The organism is Streptomyces sp. NPDC033177, assembly GCF_055577715.1.
The window spans coordinates 492,177-510,554 of record NZ_JBVIPS010000006.1 but is presented as its reverse complement, the minus strand read 5'-3'; the positions used below and the strand labels follow the sequence as shown (position 1 = coordinate 510,554).

The 18,378-nt window shown below is 68.6% G+C and carries 20 protein-coding genes; 12 read left to right on the top strand and 8 right to left on the bottom strand.

Annotated elements, in window-relative coordinates; all coding sequences use genetic code 11:
* Positions 1 to 77 precede the first annotated feature (77 nt).
* Both ACZ5U5_RS23235 and ACZ5U5_RS23230 read right to left on the bottom strand, forming a co-directional pair.
* Entirely contained in the window at positions 78 to 1,316 is a 1,239-nt protein-coding gene (locus tag ACZ5U5_RS23235; protein WP_469024739.1) for a phthiocerol/phthiodiolone dimycocerosyl transferase family protein, read from the bottom strand.
* Positions 1,317 to 1,383: 67 nt separating this feature from the next.
* A complete protein-coding gene (locus tag ACZ5U5_RS23230; RefSeq protein WP_469024736.1) occupies positions 1,384 to 2,091 on the bottom strand; it encodes a DUF3159 domain-containing protein in 708 nt (235 codons plus the stop codon).
* A gap of 246 nt (positions 2,092 to 2,337) precedes the next feature.
* Here ACZ5U5_RS23230 and ACZ5U5_RS23225 point away from each other — a divergent pair, with 246 nt between their 5' ends.
* Together ACZ5U5_RS23225 and ACZ5U5_RS23220 are read left to right on the top strand one after the other, a co-directional pair.
* Entirely contained in the window at positions 2,338 to 4,269 is a 1,932-nt protein-coding gene (locus ACZ5U5_RS23225) for a S9 family peptidase (RefSeq protein WP_469024733.1), read from the top strand.
* Positions 4,270 to 4,310: 41 nt separating this feature from the next.
* Positions 4,311 to 4,976, top strand: a complete 666-nt coding sequence (locus ACZ5U5_RS23220; RefSeq protein ID WP_469024730.1) for a GOLPH3/VPS74 family protein — start codon at positions 4,311 to 4,313, stop codon at positions 4,974 to 4,976.
* 249 nt (positions 4,977 to 5,225) lie between these two features.
* Here the strand turns inward: ACZ5U5_RS23220 and ACZ5U5_RS23215 are convergent, their stop codons facing one another.
* Both ACZ5U5_RS23215 and ACZ5U5_RS23210 read right to left on the bottom strand, forming a co-directional pair.
* Positions 5,226 to 5,540, bottom strand: coding sequence for a hypothetical protein (locus tag ACZ5U5_RS23215; protein WP_469024727.1), 315 nt, complete (start codon positions 5,538 to 5,540; stop codon positions 5,226 to 5,228).
* 408 nt (positions 5,541 to 5,948) lie between these two features.
* A complete protein-coding gene (locus ACZ5U5_RS23210; RefSeq protein WP_469024724.1) occupies positions 5,949 to 6,356 on the bottom strand; it encodes an NUDIX hydrolase in 408 nt (135 codons plus the stop codon).
* Between the two features lie 453 nt (positions 6,357 to 6,809).
* Here ACZ5U5_RS23210 and ACZ5U5_RS23205 point away from each other — a divergent pair, with 453 nt between their 5' ends.
* Positions 6,810 to 7,688 carry a hypothetical protein gene (locus tag ACZ5U5_RS23205; protein WP_469024722.1) on the top strand — a complete coding sequence of 293 codons (879 nt, stop codon included), beginning with the start codon at positions 6,810 to 6,812 and terminating at the stop codon, positions 7,686 to 7,688.
* A gap of 21 nt (positions 7,689 to 7,709) precedes the next feature.
* On the opposite strand, the gene ACZ5U5_RS23200 is transcribed toward ACZ5U5_RS23205, so the two are convergent.
* Entirely contained in the window at positions 7,710 to 8,042 is a 333-nt protein-coding gene (locus ACZ5U5_RS23200) for a hypothetical protein (protein ID WP_469024720.1), read from the bottom strand.
* 433 nt (positions 8,043 to 8,475) lie between these two features.
* Between ACZ5U5_RS23200 and ACZ5U5_RS23195 the strand changes: the two genes are divergently transcribed.
* Positions 8,476 to 8,763, top strand: coding sequence for a ribosomal protein L7/L12 (locus ACZ5U5_RS23195; RefSeq protein WP_469024717.1), 288 nt, complete (start codon positions 8,476 to 8,478; stop codon positions 8,761 to 8,763).
* A gap of 101 nt (positions 8,764 to 8,864) precedes the next feature.
* Here ACZ5U5_RS23195 and ACZ5U5_RS23190 read toward each other — a convergent pair whose 3' ends face one another.
* A complete protein-coding gene (locus ACZ5U5_RS23190) occupies positions 8,865 to 9,626 on the bottom strand; it encodes a phosphoglyceromutase (protein WP_469024715.1) in 762 nt (253 codons plus the stop codon).
* Positions 9,627 to 9,814: 188 nt separating this feature from the next.
* On the opposite strand from ACZ5U5_RS23190, the gene ACZ5U5_RS23185 reads away from it, so the two are divergent.
* Positions 9,815 to 11,095 carry an MDR family MFS transporter gene (locus tag ACZ5U5_RS23185; protein ID WP_469024712.1) on the top strand — a complete coding sequence of 427 codons (1,281 nt, stop codon included), beginning with the start codon at positions 9,815 to 9,817 and terminating at the stop codon, positions 11,093 to 11,095.
* Positions 11,096 to 11,208: 113 nt separating this feature from the next.
* On the top strand, positions 11,209 to 11,367 hold the full coding sequence (locus ACZ5U5_RS23180; RefSeq protein WP_363213118.1) for a hypothetical protein: 159 nt from the start codon (positions 11,209 to 11,211) through the stop codon (positions 11,365 to 11,367).
* Between the two features lie 106 nt (positions 11,368 to 11,473).
* On the opposite strand, the gene phoU is transcribed toward ACZ5U5_RS23180, so the two are convergent.
* The gene (gene phoU, locus ACZ5U5_RS23175) at positions 11,474 to 12,154 is read right to left on the bottom strand and encodes a phosphate signaling complex protein PhoU (RefSeq protein WP_469025017.1); all 681 of its coding nucleotides are present in this window, start codon (positions 12,152 to 12,154) and stop codon (positions 11,474 to 11,476) included.
* Positions 12,155 to 12,437: 283 nt separating this feature from the next.
* Between phoU and phoR the strand changes: the two genes are divergently transcribed.
* Both phoR and phoP read left to right on the top strand, forming a co-directional pair.
* The gene (phoR, locus tag ACZ5U5_RS23170; protein ID WP_469024709.1) at positions 12,438 to 13,697 is read left to right on the top strand and encodes a two-component system sensor histidine kinase PhoR; all 1,260 of its coding nucleotides are present in this window, start codon (positions 12,438 to 12,440) and stop codon (positions 13,695 to 13,697) included.
* A gap of 5 nt (positions 13,698 to 13,702) precedes the next feature.
* The gene (gene phoP / locus ACZ5U5_RS23165) at positions 13,703 to 14,374 is read left to right on the top strand and encodes a two-component system response regulator PhoP (protein WP_468975769.1); all 672 of its coding nucleotides are present in this window, start codon (positions 13,703 to 13,705) and stop codon (positions 14,372 to 14,374) included.
* A gap of 93 nt (positions 14,375 to 14,467) precedes the next feature.
* Here the strand turns inward: phoP and ACZ5U5_RS23160 are convergent, their stop codons facing one another.
* Positions 14,468 to 15,193, bottom strand: a complete 726-nt coding sequence (locus tag ACZ5U5_RS23160) for a copper chaperone PCu(A)C domain-containing protein (protein WP_469024705.1) — start codon at positions 15,191 to 15,193, stop codon at positions 14,468 to 14,470.
* Positions 15,194 to 15,853: 660 nt separating this feature from the next.
* Here ACZ5U5_RS23160 and ACZ5U5_RS23155 point away from each other — a divergent pair.
* From ACZ5U5_RS23155 to ACZ5U5_RS23140, 4 genes are all read left to right on the top strand, one after another.
* A complete protein-coding gene (locus ACZ5U5_RS23155) occupies positions 15,854 to 16,336 on the top strand; it encodes a CarD family transcriptional regulator (protein ID WP_003953493.1) in 483 nt (160 codons plus the stop codon).
* Between the two features lie 325 nt (positions 16,337 to 16,661).
* Positions 16,662 to 17,390 carry a 2-C-methyl-D-erythritol 4-phosphate cytidylyltransferase gene (gene ispD / locus ACZ5U5_RS23150; protein ID WP_469024703.1) on the top strand — a complete coding sequence of 243 codons (729 nt, stop codon included), beginning with the start codon at positions 16,662 to 16,664 and terminating at the stop codon, positions 17,388 to 17,390.
* The gene (gene ispF / locus ACZ5U5_RS23145; RefSeq protein ID WP_469024701.1) at positions 17,380 to 17,883 is read left to right on the top strand and encodes a 2-C-methyl-D-erythritol 2,4-cyclodiphosphate synthase; all 504 of its coding nucleotides are present in this window, start codon (positions 17,380 to 17,382) and stop codon (positions 17,881 to 17,883) included. The genes ispD and ispF overlap by 11 nt, the downstream gene beginning before the upstream one ends.
* 84 nt (positions 17,884 to 17,967) lie before the next feature.
* The gene (locus tag ACZ5U5_RS23140) at positions 17,968 to 18,372 is read left to right on the top strand and encodes a PPOX class F420-dependent oxidoreductase (RefSeq protein ID WP_469024698.1); all 405 of its coding nucleotides are present in this window, start codon (positions 17,968 to 17,970) and stop codon (positions 18,370 to 18,372) included.
* The last annotated feature ends 6 nt before the right edge of the window (positions 18,373 to 18,378 follow it).

Genomic DNA, 18,378 nt, shown 5'->3' with positions numbered 1-18,378 from the left:
TCCGCTCGTGTTCTTGCCGGTGCGTCAGTGTCATATTGACATTAAGTGACGTCCCGTGCCAGCACGGCAGGGCGGGCCTACGCGTGGCCGGTGCGGCGACAAGCCTCGGCCAGTACGGCGCCGATGTCCCCGACAAGACCGGCGACGGGGTCGTGGGTGAGCTCAGTCATCCGGAGCCGCCCGCCGACGGTGACCACACCGAGCACGTGCTCCCCGCGCAACTGCGTGATCTGCGCCGGGCCCCACAGGGCGGTGAGCGTGCCGGCACTCGGGGGCCGCGGTTCCGCCACGCCGAGGTTGGTGATCTGGATGTCGGCCGCGGTGGCGGCGGCCATCATCGCCTCTGCCTCCTCCCCGCTCGCCGGGGCATGCTCCGTGAGCTGCGCACCGGCCTCCTTGATGGCGTGCGGAGCACGCTGGCGGGTGAGGGACTCGCGAACGTTCCGCGCCAGCTTCCAGAAGTCGCCGGCCTCGTGCGCCTCACTCGAGGTCTTGGCCCCGACGAAGCGGTTCACCACCTCGTCGGGCAGACCGCCGGCGCGGCGCAGATCGACGGGAGTCAGCACTCGTACGAACTCACGCCCTCGCCGGTGGAACACCACCGCGGCGGCGGCGCAGAGCGCGGCATGCACCGATGCGCTCTCCAGGCGGCAGCGGTGGACGAGCCGGCTGGTCAGCTCCTGGTCGAGGGCCAGGGACTGCAGGTGCGGCAGGTGCCCGGAGAAGGGGGCAAGTCCGCCGGTGGCGTGCATGCGCGGATCATCCGCTGCCGGTCCGTCGGTCACGGTGTCCGGTGGCGTGACCATCCGGATCCGGGCGAGCAGGTCTTCCTGTGCCTCGGGGACACTGCCGGGCGAGCGCTCCTCGCCGTCCAGCGCCGCCACCAGGTCGAGCAGCGCCCGCAACCCGCCCACCCCGTCGGCGATCTGGTGGGCGAAGGTGAGCACGATGGCGCACCGCGGCCCCCGCGGCAGCAGGGCGGCGCGCACCAGCGGGCCCGGGTCCTGAGGGATCGGCCGGGTCTGCTCGGCGGCCGCGACGGCCTGCCAGGGCGTGCCATCGGGCAGCGTCGTCACCGGGATCGCGCGGTCGGTCCGCCGGTACACGGCCTCGGCCGCGGTGCGGTCCACCGTCACCGCGAGCAGCGGGTGCCAACGGCACAGCTCCACCAGCGCGGTTGCCAGCTCGGCCTCCGACACGGGCCGGTCGAGCTCTGCGACCAGGGAGAACTGGAGGGGGTTGCGGCGCATGTAGAAGTCGATGGTCCGCTCGAACGCGCCCAGCGGTCGGACGACGTGGCCTCGGCTCGTGGTCACTGCGGTTTCCTTCCCGGTGTCACGGTCACGGTCGCGGTCACAGCCACCGTCGCTGTCGCCGTCACCATCACCGGCTGGGCGAGACGTGCTTGGCGGGCAGCAGGCCGATCTCCGCCAGCCGCTGGTTCGAACGCCGGGCGGCCCAGGCGACCACCAGGAGGGCCAGGGCGAGCAGCGGGAAGCCCATGGCGATCTTGGCGGCGCCCAGCGACCCGACCTGGTCGGTCGCGTAGAAGTACTGCTGTACGGCGAACCGGGCGCCGAAGACGGCGGCGAGCACCAGGGTGGCGACGTCGTAGTAGAGCCGCGAGCGCTTGTCCGCGCGCCAGATGCTGCCCTGACCGGTCGCCGCGTTCCAGAGCACGCCGGCCAGCGGCCACCGCACCAGTACGGAGAGGAGGAAGAGGACGGCGCCGGCCAGGCTCGCCCAGATGCCGATGAGGAAGTAGTCCTTGGCCGAGCCGGTGAACCAGACGACGCCGGCGGCGATCGCGACGCCGAACACGCCGCCGATCGCGGGCTGCACCGATTCCTTGCGGACGAGCCGCTCCACGCCGATCGCGACGGCGACGGCGACGGCGGCGATGATCGACGCCTTGAGCCCGCGGAAGTTGTGGGCGACGACGAATGCCAGTACGGGCAGGGCCGAGTAGACGACTCCCTTGGTGCCACCCGCCTGATCGAGGATCGAAGGCCGCTGCGGGGATGCCGGCTGCTGCTCCTGCTCCGCCTGCGTGTGGTCGGTCTCTGTCGCCAGGAAGCTCTTGGTCTTCATGGTGGTCAGTTCTCCCGAGTTCGTCTGGGGGGCACAGTGCGATTTCGCTACGTCACTTAACGCTAGATTGACACTTAGTGACACACGATGGCTACCCGTTTTGCATGTGACGTGGACCACACGGTTGCCCGCGCTTCCGCCTGTCGATGCCTGCTTGCCGTGCGTGTCATTTAGTGACACTGTCATTAAGTGACAGCAAGTGCCGCGATGGAGGCGTGACAGCAAGCGCCCACAGGAAGGACCGACATGGGACTGCGAGAGACACGAGAGACGCGGGAGACCATCTCCGTCGAGGAGTTCTTCGGTTCGCCGGCTCGAGCGAAGGCAACGCTCTCGCCGGACGGCAAGAAGATGGCGTACCTGGCGCCGTGGAAGAACCGCATGAACGTCTGGATCGAGAGCGTCGATCAGCAGGCAGAAGGCAGCACCGACGCGCCGGGCGACGCGCGCTGCGTGTCGACCGAGGACCGCGGGGTGGTGAGTTACCACTGGACGCGTGACCCGCGGTGGCTGCTCTACTGCCGGGACCAGGGCGGCGACGAGAACCTGCACCTCTACCGCGTGGACCTGGAGAACCCGGACGCCCCCGCGGTGAACCTCACGCCCTTCCCCGGCGTACGGACCATGGGCCTGGACCTGCCCGCGGGACGGCCCGGCAAGGTGATCACCCAGCTGAACCTGCGCGACCGGGCCCAGTTCGACCTGGTCGAGCTGGACATGGCCACCGGTGACCTCACGACCCTCGCCCGGCACCCCGGCGGCAAGGTCGGGGGCTGGCTGTACGGCGAGCGCGGCCTGTTCGCGGTGGCGACGACGGCCGAGGGCAACCTCGAACTGTCCCGGTGGGACGGGGCGACGGGCGCGCTGCACCCCGTGGCGGAGTTCGACGGCAGTGACGCGCCGCTGGGCATCTACCCCATGGAGGTCACGCCGGACGGCACCGGCGTGTGGCTGGGCTCGAACCGCGGGAGCGACCGCCTGCGTCTTGCCCGGCTCGACCTGGCCACCGGCGAGGAGGAAGAGGTCGACTCCCACCCGTCGTACGACCTGGACACCCGTGCCCTGGTTTTCCCCGCCCTGCCCTCCCCTCTCATCCGCTGCCGACGCACCGGGGAGCTGCTCGGGGTCCGCTATCTCGGCGAGCGGCAGGTGATCCACGCCCTCGACCCGCACTTCGCCGCCGTACTGGAGAACCTGGAGAAGCTGTCCGACGGTGACCTCGCCGGGGTGTCATCCGACGAGAGCGGCCGGCGGTGGGTGGTGAGCTTCACCCACGACCGTGACCCCGGGGTCACCTACTTCTACGACCACGCCACGGGCGAGAGCCGCCTCCTCCACCGGGCGAGGCCGGACCTCGACCCCGAGTCGCTGGCCCCGATGCGACCGGTGTCGATCACCTCACGCGACGGTCTGACCCTGCCCTCGCACCTGACGCTGCCGGTCGGCATCGAGCCGTCAGGGCTGCCGCTGGTCCTCTTCGTCCACGGCGGCCCCTGGACCCGGGACAGCTGGGGGTACAACGCCGCCGTGCAGCTCTTCGCCAACCGTGGCTGTGCCGTGCTGCAGGTCAACTTCCGGGGTTCCACCGGGTACGGCAAGGCTTTCACCAGGGCCGGCATCGGGGAGCTCGCAGGCAAGATGCACGACGACCTCATCGACGGCGTGCGGTGGGCGGTCGACCAGGGGTACGCCGACCCGGACCGCGTGGCGATCATGGGCGGCTCGTACGGCGGCTACGCGTCCCTGGTCGGCGTCACCTTCACCCCGGACGTCTTCGCCGCAGCCGTGGATGTCGTCGGCATCGCGGACCTGGCCAACTTCATGCGCAGCCAGCCCGACTTCGTCAAGCCGATGCTCGCCTACAACTGGTTCACGTACGTCGGCGACCCGGCGGACCCGGAGCAGGAGGCCGACATGCTGGCCCGCTCCCCGATCAGCCGCGTCGACCAGATCCGTACGCCCCTGATGGTGGTGCACGGCGCCAACGACGCCCGCGTGGTCCTCGCCGAGTCCGACCAGCTCGTCGAAGCCTGCCGCGCACGCGGTGTCCCCGTCGAGTACATCGTCATGGAGGACGAGGGCCACGCGATCGAGAACCCGGAGAACGTTATCGCGCTCTACACGGCGGCCGAACGCTTCCTGGGCGAACACCTGGGCTTCAGCCCTCACGAGGCATGAACACACCCATGCGTACGGCCGAGACACTTACGGGAGAAGCCATGACCCAGACCCAGACCCAGACACTGCCGCAACGGCTCTACCTGCTCTGCTACTCCGTGGACAAGGGCAAGTTCCAGCTCGACAACATCCAGGGCCGCGGCCAACTGCTGCGGGCGGGTGCCTTCACCGAGCTGGCCCGGGACGGGCTGCTCGCCACAGAGGGACGCAAGGTGATCCGAAGGCCCGGGAAGGCGCCGGACGATTCCTTCGCCGCCGGGGTGTGGGGCGACCTGCCCGACGAGAAGCCCAAGGGCTGGCTCAACTACGTGCACAACAAGGCCCACACCGCGGAGACACCGGTGCGTGACCAGCTCGCCGAGGCGGGAGCGGTGTCCGTCGCCCGCGGCAAGCTGATGGGCCTCATCCCGGCCGACCGCGTCACCGTCACGGACCCGGAGGCGGTGCGCACCCTCCAGAAGCGGGTACGCGACACCGTCCTCAGCGGAGCCGACCCGGCGTCGATCCCCCTGGACGAGCTGACCATGGCCGTGTTCGCGGTCGAACTGGAACTGACCTGCGTATGGACCCGCGCAGAGTCCCGCGCCCACAAAGAACCCCTCAAGACCCTCGCCACCCGCTACGACGAAATAGTCCCGGGCCTGCGCGAGGCACTACGGGACTCCTACCTGGCGAGCCGCGCGACCGGCGGCGGCTGGAGCGCCTGAGCCCGACCCCGCGCACAGACCAACGAAAGCCCCCTGCCCGACGGGAACCGGCGGGCAGGGGGCTTACGACTGTGCGCGTACGGCTGTGGGCTACTTCTTCTTGCCCTGGGTGGTGTCGGGGATCTTGGGGAGCTGGGACTTTGCTGTTCAGGGCGGTGTCCATAGGCGGCCGAGTGCTCGTCATTGGTCATTATTGGCCAGTGGCGAGCGGCCTCGGACGCCCCAGAAACGGCCCAGGATCTGACCGGTTCAGACCTCCGTGATTCGGTAGGGCTCAGGCAACGGCGCCAGCGGCACGTTGAGCACACGACCCAGCAAGGCTCGCGCAACATTGTCCCGCTCCCAGTCGGGTTGGCCGGACCTCATGGCCAGGACCACGCGGTCTTGGGTGACCACGGCAGCGCCGGTGAACCCGGGGTCGGTGATCGAAGACTCGTCAAGCGTGATGTCCACCTCTGCGAGAAGATCGAGCAGCGGGGCATCCAGAAGGCGTTCTGGGCTCAACGCCACCTGCGAGACGTGGGGCGCCAGCGCAGGAGTCTGCACTTGGTCGGAACGGGGCACAGGTCAACCTCTCTCTGTCGCTTCTTCTGGGCCGCCAGGGTGCCGTGGCAGAGGTGGGCCAGGGAGTGCGCCACGCTGGGCGATCTCCCGCAACGGTGAAGGCCAAGACACGAGTGCGAGCTGCTGTCGGAGATATCAGCTTGGGAAGCTCGGGTCTCCTGTGGGCGATTGCTGGCCTGCCCTGTGTAGCAGCGGCTTTGACACGGGACGGGCCGACGATCTGGTCCCCGCCATTCCCCATGGTTCCCCGCGCGACCTGGCACGCTTCTGCACGGTCTCTTCGGCCCGAACTCCTGGCTGGAGGGCCATTAGGTCTGGTTGGCTGGTGAGTCAGCCATCGACGGCTGTTGGCGGTCGGCTGCGGTCGTGGTGGTTGCTGTACTTCGCTGCTGTACAGCGGTCACGGGATCAGGGAAGCCCCCCGGCCTCGTGAAGCGCGTCGAAAGCCAGCTCGTCGACGGCCGAGACTCGGTCCCGATCGGCATAGCGGAACCATGCCTTCTCGGAGATTTCCCTCGACGGGGTTAGCTCACCACGGTGATCGGCGGTGTAACAGATCATCCGGAAAGGGCCGTGATCCGGATGGCCCTCACCGATCTCGAAAGTGCCGAAGTGCACCATGGAACCAGGGTCGATCGTCGCCTGCAGTTCCTCGTCGATCTCCCGCACCAGGGTCTCGCTGTCGGACTCGCCCGGCTCACGATGACCGCCCGGGAAGTAGAAGCAATCTCTGCCGTGACTACGCGTTACCAACACCCGGTCGTCCCGAACCAGGATCCACGCCACCTTTTCCGGCACGCCGTTGCCATTCGCCATGGCTCGGGAGCGTATCGGAGGGCATCGTCTGCGTCAGCGCCGTCCAGCCTCAGCCAGGCTGCTGGCGACGTCCGTATGAGAAGGCCGTGCCGACGGTAGCGTAGCGGCGAGCCTTGGGGAACGACCGCTGCGCCCCGAAGCAACTTGGGGAGAGGCTGAGCGGGACTAACTGCCGTGCTGAGCTGCGGAGATGGTCCGTCGTTGTTCGCTTACGTCCGGCGCTGTCCGTCGGTTTTGTCACTCAGTTAGACACTCACAGATTCCCGCTCTACCTCCGCGCCTTCTGTCCGCAGCTCGGTAGAAATTCGGTCTCGGAGGACATCCAGGCTATGGGGAGGCAAGTGAGCCCCGCTGTGGAACGCTTCCGGCTTCTGGGGTTGCCGTATCCACTGCTGTGCTGCATAACAGATCCACACAGGACTCCGTGCTACGCGCGGTACATGAGGAGGCCAGATGACACGCTGGCGCGAGGACATGAGGGACGCAACAGCTGCTACGAAGGTCGCAGGGTGGGCATCCTTGATCCTTGGCTTCCTGCTGCTGGCCTGGTCCGTCTGGAAGGATTCGACCTCGGGTTGGGGCTTGGCATATGTGCCGAGCGCCCTCTCGGGGCTTACCGGCTTCCTGATTGGAGCGCCCGTTGCGCTCTTCTTCCTCAATGCACTCAACAGGGATCAAGTAGAGCGTTCGGAGCGGCGAGCAGCACTCAGCCTGGCTCGCCGTGTGGCGGAAGATTTTGATCTGACCGTGCGGAGCTGCATCCGGATGGACGATTCCGGGGAGGGCGCCGAAACACGGCTCAACGGTCTTGTGACTTTTGTCGACGACTTCTACACACACGCCGTCACCAACACGCGAGATCTACTCCGGCCGAGACGGGGCATGCGGGAGCGGGTGATCGGCGTTTCTGTATCCCGATACGAGTGGGATCAGGCTGCAAATGCCGGACGGAAGTTCTTGGACCAATCTGGGATAGCGACAACGCTCTCGCAGAGTCGGCAGGCTCTGGAGTGGGCCGGACTTGCCGAAGCGGAGTGGCGCTTCCTCGAACGCGATGTCCGAGCTCGGTTGGCGTCAGTCGGTCTCCCCTGGTTGGACAACGAGTTGACGCAGGTCTTGCGCAGGGATCTGAACATTCTTACCGGCGACGACGCGCAGTGTCTGCGGAGGACTCGACAGCTGATTGATTCCATGCCCAAGGCCAAGGGAGCGCCAACGGTACGGGATCTCCACGACCTCGCAGCGTGCGCACGCAGCGCGTACCGGTGGGTGCATGCTCTGAAGAAGGTGCAAGATGCATCGCGCCGCCCAGCTGGCTTTTGGGCCAAGTAGACGGCCCTTCGCCCATTTCAGCTACTCCTCGACCCAGTCCTCCGCTACAGCTCGAATGAAGGCCTCTAAGTCGGTCTCCTGGGGAGGGGTTCTCGTGGGATGGCGGGCGGCGAATACGAAGTAGTAGTGCTCGACTCGTGCTCGGATTTCCTCCTCCCGTGGATCCGTAGAAACGAGGGTCAGGCCCACCTGTCCGGGCGGTCCATATGCGCGGATAGGGCGCCCCCGACCGTCGTAGCCTTCAAAGAACTCCTCTACCGACCCGATCAGTTCATCAGCGAGGGCTGGTTCAGGGACTATGAACATGCGCCCATCTGGATCGAAGAGCAGCACCGGGTCTGCTGGATGTCGCATGACTGAAAGCTACGACTAACCACTGTCAGGGGCTACCACTAGGCGGCTTCGATCGGTTCAGCTCAACCCACCACTCTCCTCAGCTCCCATCCCGTCCGCCGTCGACCCACACACCGTGGAGCGGGCGTGGTTCATGGCGTCCAGGTGGAGCGCGCCACTGTACGAACGACCTGGACGCCATGGGCCGCGTCTGCTCGGCTCTGCCTGGGTCGACGGTGGACGGGATGGGAGCCCCCCAACACTCGCCACGATGAGCCCGCAGACGCGTACGGCGCCCCCTCCATCCCAGAGTCAGAGCGCCCCCGCCGGAGGCATCGCCTTGCGCCTGGGTCGATTCGTCGGGTGATCGCCGATTGGCCCCGGCCCTATCCATGTGTGGGCGGGCGTCGGCGCAGCACGCCTACGCTCCTGATCTGGACGGGAGGGGGCAGGGATGGCAGACGAGTACATCTACGTCACCGTGGTGTGCGACGACATACCTCAGACCGTGGTGCTCACCGACGTCGGAGCCCGGACGCTGGACGTTCTGCAGGTCGTGCGTTGGCTGACCGGGCTGAGCATCTGGCAGAGCAAAATCTTGATGGATGAGGCTCCCGTTGTAATCCACGACGGCATATCCGAAGAGGCCGCCGAGATCGCGGTTGCGGCTCTCCGTGAAGCGGGAGCACAGGCAGATGTGAGACCACAGCCGCGACCGGGCTCCGCCGGTCCTGCCGTGTGACGCCCGACCAAGCAGCTGACGGCCCAGAGACGGCCCCACAGCAGCATCAAGCCCCCCTACCAGCGGAGGACCCGCAGGTAGGGGGGCTTGATCAGTCCGTCTTACTTCTTCTTGCCCTGGTTCTTGACCGCCTCGATCGCCGCCTTCGCCGCGTCGGGGTCGAGGTACGTGCCGCCGGCCTTCAGCGGCTTGAACTCCGCGTCCAGTTCGTACGACAGCGGGATGCCCGTCGGGATGTTCAGGCCCGCGATGTCCTCGTCCGAGATGCCGTCCAGGTGCTTGACCAGGGCGCGCAGCGAGTTGCCGTGGGCTGCGACCAGGACCGTCTTGCCGGTCAGGAGGTCCGGGACGATGCCGTCGAACCAGTACGGGAGCATGCGGACGACGACGTCCTTCAGGCACTCCGTCTGCGGGCGCAGCTCGGGCGGGAGCGTCGCGTAGCGCGGGTCCTCGAACTGCGAGTACTCGGCGTCACGGTCCAGCGGCGGCGGCGGGGTGTCGTACGAGCGGCGCCAGAGCATGAACTGCTCCTCGCCGAACTCGGCGAGCGTCTGCGCCTTGTCCTTGCCCTGCAGCGCGCCGTAGTGACGCTCGTTCAGGCGCCACGAGCGGTGCACGGGGATCCAGTGGCGGTCCGCGGACTCCAGCGCAAGCTGGGCCGTGCGGATCGCGCGCTTCTGGAGCGACGTGTGGACCACGTCGGGGAGCAGGCCGGCGTCCTTGAGCAGCTCACCGCCGCGGACCGCCTCCTTCTCGCCCTTCTCGTTGAGGTTGACGTCCACCCAGCCGGTGAACAGGTTCTTCGCGTTCCACTCGCTCTCGCCGTGGCGGAGGAGGATCAGCTTGTACGGTGCGTCGGCCATGCCCCTGAGCGTAATCGAACCGCCGGGTGCCCCGCGCGTCCGCCCGGACCCCGGACGGCAGGCCGGTCGATTGACGGGTTTCGCTAATCCACTGGCCCTCCGGGACAGTCACATCGTAATGTTCGATCCGCGCTAGAGACACTTACATGAGGCGCTTGTAGGTCTGCCTGAACCGTGGGGGAACACCGATGCCACTCGCCGCCCTGAGACGCGCCGCCAAGGAGTCCGTCTCCGGTCTTCCCCGCGAGTTCTGGTGGCTGTGGACCAGCACCCTCGTCAACCGCCTCGGCGCCTTCGTCGCCACCTTCATGGCGCTCTACCTGACCCTCGACCGCGGCTACTCCGCCCTGTACGCCGGTCTCGTCGCCGCCCTGCACGGACTCGGCGGCGTCGTCTCCTCGGTCGGCGCGGGCGTGATGACCGACCGGCTCGGGCGGCGGCCCACCCTCCTCGTCGCCCAGGCCTCCACCGCCCTGTCCGTGGCGCTCCTCGGCTTCATGAAGGACCCCCTGGCCATCGCGGCCGTCGCCTTCCTCGTCGGCATGGCGAGCAACGCGTCCCGCCCCGCCGTCCAGGCGATGATGGCCGACATCGTCCGCCCCGAGGACCGGGTGCGGGCCTTCTCGCTCAACTACTGGGCCATCAACCTCGGGTTCGCGATCTCCTCCATGGGCGCCGGTTTCATCGCCGAGTTCAGCTACCTCGCCGGGTTCCTCATCGAAGCCGTGATGACCATGGTCTGCGCCGTCGTCGTCTTCGCGAAGCTCCCGGAGTCGCGGCCCGTGCGGACCGCCCTGGAGAAGGCGTCGGACCCGGAGGTCGGCCTCGGGACCGTCCTGCGCGACAGGCGCTTCATGGGCGTCGTGGGGCTGTCCTTCCTCGTCGCCCTGATCTTCCAGCAGGGCTCCGTGGGACTGCCCGTCGCCATGGGCGAGGCCGGGTTCACGCCCGCCGACTACGGTCTCGCCATCGCCGTCAACGGCGTCCTGATCGTCGCGCTCCAGATCCCCGTCACCCGCTTCATCGAACACCGCGACCCGCAGCGGCTGTTGATCGTCTCCGCGCTGCTCGCCGGCTACGGCTTCGGGCTCACCGCCTTCGCCGGATCCATCGGCGTCTTCGCCCTGACCGTGTGCGTCTGGACCCTCGCCGAGATCGTCAACGCGCCCACGCAGACGGGCCTGGTCGTACGCCTCTCGCCGACCCACGGCAGGGGCCGCTACCAGGGCATGTACGTCCTGTCGTGGGCCGTGGCCTCGCTCGTCGCCCCGCTGATGTCCGGCTTCGTCATCGACCGCTTCGGCGCCGAGTGGCTCTGGGGCATCTGCGCGGTCATCGGCACGTTCGCCGCCGCCGGGTACTGGTGGCTGATGAAGGGGCTGCCCGCCGAGGAGGAAACGGTGGAAGCGACCCTCGTGCCCACGGCTCCCGCGCCCGGCGAAGCCGCCGACCTTCCCGCCCGCGCGTAGGGGACAGCGTCCCTGCCCGTCCCTCAACACCCGCGCGCGCGTGCGCCGTTGCTGCGCCCCTCCCAGTGGGCATGGAATGGGCATCAGGCAGTACGCCTTCGAGGAGGAGACCCATGGCCGAGTCCCCCATGACCGAAACCGTCCCCGAGCAGTCGGCGAAGACGCCCGGCCTGCCCGAGCTGGTGCTCCTTGGCTCCTGCGGCTGCGGCTCGGGCTGCGGCTGCGGCTGTCAGTCGGGCGGACCGTGCCAATGCGGCGGCTGCTGCGGCTGACCCGGAGCGACGCCGGACACGACCGTGCCCCGCACGACCTGACCGTGCGGGGCACACCCTTGCGTACGAACAGGAGGGCTCAGGCGCCCTCCGGACGAGAAGCGCCTCAGGCGCCCTCCACCGGCGCCCCCGTCGTCTGGATCTCGTCCGCGTGCTCGCCCGTGACCAGGTAGACGACCCTCTTCGCCACCGAGACGGCGTGGTCGGCGAAGCGCTCGTAGTAGCGGCCGAGCAGCGTCACGTCCACGGCCGTCTCGATGCCGTGCTTCCAGCGGTCGTCCATCAGGTGCTGGAAGAGCGTGCGGTGCAGCAGGTCCATCTCGTCGTCGTCCTGCTCCAGCTGGAGCGCCAGGTCGACGTCCTTCGTGATGATGACCTCGGCCGCCTTGGCCATGAGGCGCTGCGCGAGCTGCCCCATCTCCAGGATCGTCGCGTGCAGGTCCTGCGGAACGGCCGACGCGGGGAAGCGCAGGCGGGTCAGCTTGCCGACGTGCTGGGCGAGGTCGCCCGAACGCTCCAGGTCGGCGCTCATCCGCAGCGAGGTCACGACGATGCGCAGGTCGGTGGCGACCGGCTGCTGCCGTGCGAGGAGGGCTATCGCGCGCGCCTCCAGCTCGTGCTGCAGATCGTCCACCTTCTGGTCGGCGGCGATCACGCTCTCCGCCATCTTCAGGTCGGCGTCGAGCATGGCCGTCGTGGCGCGCCCGATCGCGGACCCGACAAGGCGGGCCATCTCGACCAGGCCTTCGCCGATCGAGTCAAGTTCCTCGTGGTACGCGTCCCGCATGTGGATGTCCCTCTCTAGTACGTCCCGGGGGGTGACCCCCACGCTCCCACGGTGCGGCCCCGACGCGTCCGTTTCCGGCACCCCGAATGAACCGCCCCTGTCACCGAGGTGAACTGTGGGCGACGCGTGGTGCGCGCCCCGGAGCCGTGTCCGCACGGCCCGGAGTAACCCGTTCGGCCGAAGTGAACCAACACCGTCCCCTCGGTGAACTCTGGGCGACGAGTGTTCGAGCGGGCACCCGGATGGCTGGGGCAGGTGCTCATCCGGCGCATAACCTGGGGGCATGGACGTGAACGCGGCGGTCGCCGCAGCGGCAGCGATCGCCGGGGTGTGCACCGGCGTCATCGCCATGCTGGCGTTCCGCTGGAGCGAGCGCGACCTGAAACGCCCCACCCGGACCTCCCTGCACACCGACCCCGTACTGCCGCCCGGCGTCGACACGGTGCTCTCCGTGCTCCGCTCGTCCGCCGTCGTCCTCGACGAGGCGGACAGCGTCGTCAAGGCCAGCTCGGCCGCGTACGCCCTCGGCCTGGTCCGCGGCGGCAAGCTCGCCGTCGAGCCCATGCTCCAGATGACGCGCGACACCCGCCGCGACGGCGAGATACGCCAGGTCGAACTGGACCTGCCACGCCGCGGCACCGGCCGGGGCGAGGCCCTCGCCGTCTCCGCACGCGTGGCCCCCTTGGGCTCCCGCCTGGTCCTGCTCCTCGTGGAGGACCTCACGGAGGCCCGCCGCATCGAGGCCGTACGACGCGACTTCGTCGCGAACGTGAGCCACGAGCTCAAGACGCCGGTAGGAGCTCTCTCCCTCCTCTCCGAGGCCGTCATGGACGCCTCGGACGACCCCGAGGCCGTCGAGCGCTTCGCGGGCCGCATGCAGATCGAGGCGACCCGCCTGACCAACCTCGTGCAGGAGCTCATCGACCTCTCCCGGGTCCAGAACGACGACCCCCTGGAGGACGCCGAGCCCGTCCGTGTCGACGAACTGGTGGCGGAGGCGATCGACCGCAGCCGTCACCAGGCATCGCACAAACAGATCACCATGGCCGCGGGCGGCACCGCCGACCTGCAGATATGGGGCAACCGCGGCCAGCTGGCGGCGGCACTCGGCAACCTCGTCGAGAACGCCGTGAACTACTCGCCGGCGCGCACCCGGGTGGGCGTCGCCGCCCGCCGGGTCAACGCACCGGGCGGAGACTTCATCGAGGTGGCCGTCACCGACCAGGGGATCGGCATCTCCGACAAGGACAAGGAGCGCATCTTCGAGCGCTTCTACCGAGTGGACCCGGCGCGCTCCCGCGCCACCGGCGGCACCGGCCTCGGCCTCGCCATCGTCAAACACGTGGCCGCCTCGCACGGCGGGGAGGTCACCGTGTGGAGCTCCGAGGGACAGGGCTCCACCTTCACGCTGCGGCTGCCCGAAGCAGCCGCGAACCGCGACCGCGGATCCGGTCACGGCGGAGACGGCAGCGAAGCCGGCACCGCACGGCCCGAAGAGACCACTTCGTACGAACCCATTCCTGCCCCGGAGGTCCTTCCGTGACCCGAGTGCTCGTCGTAGAGGACGAGGAGTCCTTCTCCGACGCCCTGTCCTACATGCTTCGCAAGGAGGGCTTCGAGGTCGCCATCGCGGCAACCGGCCCTGACGGACTGGACGAGTTCGAGCGGAACGGCGCCGACCTCGTCCTGCTCGACCTGATGCTGCCGGGCCTGCCCGGCACGGAGGTCTGCCGACAGCTGCGCGGCCGCTCCAACGTCCCGGTGATCATGGTCACCGCCAAGGACAGCGAGATCGACAAGGTGGTCGGCCTGGAAATAGGAGCCGATGACTACGTCACCAAGCCCTTCTCGTCCCGCGAACTCGTGGCCCGCATCCGCGCGGTACTGCGCCGCCGCGGTGAGCCCGAGGAGGTCACCCCGCAGGCCCTGGAGGCGGGCCCGGTCCGGATGGACGTGGACCGCCACGTCGTCACGGTCTCCGGCTCCAAGGTCGACCTGCCCCTCAAGGAGTTCGACCTCCTGGAGATGCTCCTGCGCAACGCGGGCCGCGTCCTGACCCGCATGCAGCTCATCGACCGCGTCTGGGGCGCGGACTACGTGGGAGACACCAAGACCCTCGACGTCCACGTCAAGCGCCTCCGCGCCAAGATCGAACCGGACCCGGGAGCCCCGCGCTACCTGGTGACGGTGCGGGGCCTGGGCTACAAGTTCGAGCCGTAGACGGCCCCCCGGTAGACGCGGCAGACAGAGGAAGGGCGGGAACCCGGCACCGGGTTCCCGCCCTTCCGTGTGTACGTCTCGTACGGACGCCGGTCAGTGCTGGACGGCGTCGCCCGCACCGTGCGACTGCGTGCCGCCACCGGCCGGCGACGAGGCCGCCCCGGACGGCTCGGTGTTCGCGCCATCGGCGGGCGTGCCCGAGGGGTTCGTGGCGGGCGAGCCCGAAGGGTCGGCCGACGCGCTGCCGGACGGCTTCTCCGACGGCTTCGAGCCCGGGGCCTCGGGAACCTCGGCCGGGCCCCACTTCTTGAAGTAGCTCTCGGCCGGCACGACGAAGGTCTTCATCTTCACGTCGCCGGTCTTGCTGAAGGCGAAGGTGACCGGCTGGGCGTCGCCGTCCTTGACGGCCTCGCGGCTGCTGGGCAGGACCGCGGTGGCGTTGTCCTTGCCGCCGATGATGACCGAGCCGCCGGCGGGGATGGTCAGCGGACCGCCCCGCTTGGAGATCTTGTCGTCCTTGGCGGGCGTGATCTTGGCCTTCTTGCCGGTGCCGTCGACCGCGATCTCTTCCAGCTTCTGGTCGGTGCTGCCGTTGTTGAAGATCGTGGCGGCGATCACCGCCGGGCCCGTCGACTTCAGGTCGGGCTGGGTGATCACCATGGCGTTCTGGATCTTGATGTCGCCGACAGCGGTCGCGGCGTTGTCCGGCTTGATCTCGTGCGTCTGGGCGTTGTTACCGGCGCCGCACGCGGCGAGCGACGCGAGCGAGAACGCGATGGCGGTGGCGGCAATTGCGCCACGTCGAAGGCTGCGGCTCACGGCGGCGGCAACTCCTTGAACGAGGGCGGTACGGGAGGGGCGGGCGGCCCTGAAGCCGCCCTAAGCGTGTGTCAGCGGGCTTAGGTTACCGAGCCGTTCCCGTGCCACCGCACCCGACCCGCCCCTACGGGTGGTGAGCCGCTCTCCCGTGGCTCGTGCGGCGACGCACACGCCCCTGCCGTGACGTCCGCGCCATTGGCATCTCGTCCACCATTCACTTAAGTGCCGTCAAGAGTCATCGCGGCTGGACCTGCGGATTTCCGGTAAGGAATGCATGGCGGTTCCGGGGAAGTCCGAGGAAGTGCGCGGAAGTCCGGGGGAATTGATCACCGGGGGCGCTTGATCAATTCCGGATTTCCGTCGAACGCGGGCTCGCACCGCTCTCCGGTCGCCGAACGGAGTAGCGGAAGTTCACCACTCGGAACCCGGCAAACCGGGACGTTCAGCCTCGTGGAGCGCTCCCGGAGGGGGTGTGACGGGCATGTTTCCGCTTCCCCGAAGAGCCGCTCCGACCTGCGAATACCTCGCTCCACAAGCCCTTCGCAGCACGTTCCTGTTGCTGTTGTCAAGCCCCGAGATATGCCCTGACCTGCGAAAACGCCATTCAGAAGAGGCGATTCTCGTGTTAGGATGGATAGCCACGGAAGGGGTACCTGTCACATGACGTTCAAGGTTGGCGACACCGTGGTCTATCCCCATCACGGGGCCGCGCTGATCGAGGCCATTGAGACTCGCCAGATCAAAGGCGTGGACAAGACCTACTTGGTGCTGAAGGTCGCTCAGGGCGACCTGACGGTACGTGTGCCTGCGGACAATGCGGAGTTCGTCGGCGTGCGTGATGTGGTCGGTCAGGACGGGCTCGACCGGGTCTTCGAAGTACTGCGCGCGCCGTACGCCGAAGAGCCGACGAACTGGTCCCGTCGCTACAAGGCAAATCTCGAGAAGCTCGCATCGGGCGATGTCATCAAGGTCGCGGAAGTCGTGCGTGACCTGTGGCGTCGTGAGCGTGAGCGCGGACTGTCCGCGGGTGAGAAGCGCATGCTCGCCAAGGCTCGCCAGATCCTGGTGAGCGAGCTCGCCCTCGCGGAGAACACGAACGAGGACAAGGCCGAGGCCCTGCTTGACGAGGTTCTCGCGTCCTGATCGCGTCCTGACATACGCATACGTCTTGGCGCCATGAAATGCCGCGGTGCCCGCTGACCCTCAATGGTGTCGCCGGGCGCTGCGGCATGTTCGTACCCAGACCTGCCCTGCTTGGACCTGCCCAGCTTGCTCAGGCGTAATCCCTGAAGGCGTAATCCTTGAATTCCTGACGTTCCCTACCCGCGTCGTACTCGGCGCTGCTTGGTGTGCGTGCCGGGCAGTCGGCTCGACCAGATGTCACGGAAGGGTCCGGTCAAGGCTCACGCCCGGCACTCTGCCAAGGCCATACCCAGCCCCGCCGAGCACACAAACCTGAACGGAAGCGATGTCTGAGGAATCCCGCACCGCGGTCGTGATCCCCGCCGCCGGACGCGGCGTACGGCTCGGCCCGGGCGCCCCCAAGGCGCTCCGCGCGCTGAACGGCACGCCCATGCTCATCCATGCCGTACGGGCCATGGCCGCCTCCCGCGCCGTCTCGCTCGTCGTCGTCGTGGCCCCGCCGGAGGGCGCCGCCGAGGTCAAGACCCTCCTTGCCGACCACGCGCTGCCTGGGAGCACCGACTTCGTCGTGGTCCCCGGCGGCGACACCCGCCAGGAGTCCGTGAAGCTCGGCCTCGACGCCCTGCCGGACGGCATCGACGTCGTCCTGGTGCACGACGCGGCCCGCCCGCTGGTGCCCGTCGACACCGTCGACGGCGTCATCGAGGCCGTACGCGACGGCGCCCCCGCCGTCGTCCCCGCGCTGCCCCTGACCGACACCGTCAAGCAGGTCGAACCCGGCGAGCCCGGAGCGCCGGAGCCCGTGGTGGCCACGCCCGAGCGGGCCCGTCTGCGCGCCGTGCAGACCCCGCAGGGCTTCGACCGCGACATCCTCGTCCGCGCCCACGCCACGGTCACCGACAACGTCACGGACGACGCCAGCATGGTCGAGCAGCTCGGCCTCCAGGTCGTCGTCGTGCCCGGCCACGAAGAGGCCTTCAAGGTCACGCGGCCCCTGGACCTCGTCCTCGCCGAGGCCGTACTCGCCCGCAGGAGGGCCAACGATGGCTTCTGAGCAGCAGCCGCGCGCGGCGTTCCCGCAGGTCGGCATCGGCACCGATGTGCACGCCTTCGAGGAAGGGCGCGAGCTGTGGTGCGCCGGACTCCTCTGGGAGGGCGAGAGCGCCGGCCTCGCCGGGCACTCGGACGGTGACGTCGCCGCGCACGCCGCCTGCGACGCCCTCTTCTCCGCCGCCGGCATCGGCGACCTCGGCGCGCACTTCGGCACCGGCAGGCCCGAATGGTCCGGTGCCTCCGGAGTGACGCTGCTCGCCGAGGCGGCCAGGATCGTGCGCGCCGAAGGCTTCGAGATCGGCAACGTCGCCGTCCAGGTCATCGGCGTACGCCCCAAGGTCGGCAAGCGGCGTGACGAGGCACAGAAGACGCTGACCGCAGCCGTCGGCGCCCCGGTCGCCGTGTCCGGCACGACCACCGACGGGCTCGGCCTCACCGGCCGCGCCGAGGGCCTCGCCGCCATCGCGACGGCACTGGTCGTGCGGACGGACTGACCGGCGCACGGGCGACGGGGGAGTATCGGTACGGCACCCCGACAGCAACAGCGACAGTCACCGACGTACGAGAGAGGCGCCCCTATGTCCGCCGAACTGTCCGACAAGCTCAAGGCCCTGCTCGACACCCCCGTCTTCGTCTCCGTCGCCACGGTCCAGCCCGACGGCAGCCCCCAGGTCTCACCGGTCTGGGTGAAGCGGGACGGCGACGACCTGCTCTTCTCCACCACGGTCAACCGCCGCAAGGAGAAGAACCTGCGCCGCGACCCACGCGTGACGGTGCTCCTCCAGCCCTTCGACGCCCCGTACACGTACGCCGAGATCCGCGGCGAGGTGACGATGACCACCGAGGGCGGGCAGGAGCTCATCGACGAGCTGGCGCTGAAGTACACCGGCCTGAAGTACGCCGAGTTCAATCAGTCCGCGGCGAAGGACGACACCCGCGTCGTCGTCCGCGTCACCCCGCGCAAGGTCGTCGGCAGGATCTGACGCCCC

Bases quoted from the DNA above. Each gene is read 5' to 3' on its own strand.
- ACZ5U5_RS23230 (WP_469024736.1), bottom strand. From the start codon at position 2,091: ATGAAGACCAAGAGCTTCCTGGCGACAGAGACCGACCACACGCAGGCG.
- ACZ5U5_RS23225 (WP_469024733.1), top strand. From the start codon at position 2,338: ATGGGACTGCGAGAGACACGAGAGACGCGGGAGACCATCTCCGTCGAG.
- ACZ5U5_RS23220 (WP_469024730.1), top strand. From the start codon at position 4,311: ATGACCCAGACCCAGACCCAGACACTGCCGCAACGGCTCTACCTGCTC.
- ACZ5U5_RS23210 (WP_469024724.1), bottom strand. From the start codon at position 6,356: ATGGCGAATGGCAACGGCGTGCCGGAAAAGGTGGCGTGGATCCTGGTT.
- ACZ5U5_RS23205 (WP_469024722.1), top strand. From the start codon at position 6,810: ATGACACGCTGGCGCGAGGACATGAGGGACGCAACAGCTGCTACGAAG.
- ACZ5U5_RS23200 (WP_469024720.1), bottom strand. From the start codon at position 8,042: ATGCGACATCCAGCAGACCCGGTGCTGCTCTTCGATCCAGATGGGCGC.
- ACZ5U5_RS23195 (WP_469024717.1), top strand. From the start codon at position 8,476: ATGGCAGACGAGTACATCTACGTCACCGTGGTGTGCGACGACATACCT.
- ACZ5U5_RS23190 (WP_469024715.1), bottom strand. From the start codon at position 9,626: ATGGCCGACGCACCGTACAAGCTGATCCTCCTCCGCCACGGCGAGAGC.
- ACZ5U5_RS23185 (WP_469024712.1), top strand. From the start codon at position 9,815: ATGCCACTCGCCGCCCTGAGACGCGCCGCCAAGGAGTCCGTCTCCGGT.
- ACZ5U5_RS23180 (WP_363213118.1), top strand. From the start codon at position 11,209: ATGGCCGAGTCCCCCATGACCGAAACCGTCCCCGAGCAGTCGGCGAAG.
- phoU (WP_469025017.1), bottom strand. From the start codon at position 12,154: ATGCGGGACGCGTACCACGAGGAACTTGACTCGATCGGCGAAGGCCTG.
- phoR (WP_469024709.1), top strand. From the start codon at position 12,438: ATGGACGTGAACGCGGCGGTCGCCGCAGCGGCAGCGATCGCCGGGGTG.
- ACZ5U5_RS23155 (WP_003953493.1), top strand. From the start codon at position 15,854: ATGACGTTCAAGGTTGGCGACACCGTGGTCTATCCCCATCACGGGGCC.
- ispD (WP_469024703.1), top strand. From the start codon at position 16,662: ATGTCTGAGGAATCCCGCACCGCGGTCGTGATCCCCGCCGCCGGACGC.
- ispF (WP_469024701.1), top strand. From the start codon at position 17,380: ATGGCTTCTGAGCAGCAGCCGCGCGCGGCGTTCCCGCAGGTCGGCATC.
- ACZ5U5_RS23140 (WP_469024698.1), top strand. From the start codon at position 17,968: ATGTCCGCCGAACTGTCCGACAAGCTCAAGGCCCTGCTCGACACCCCC.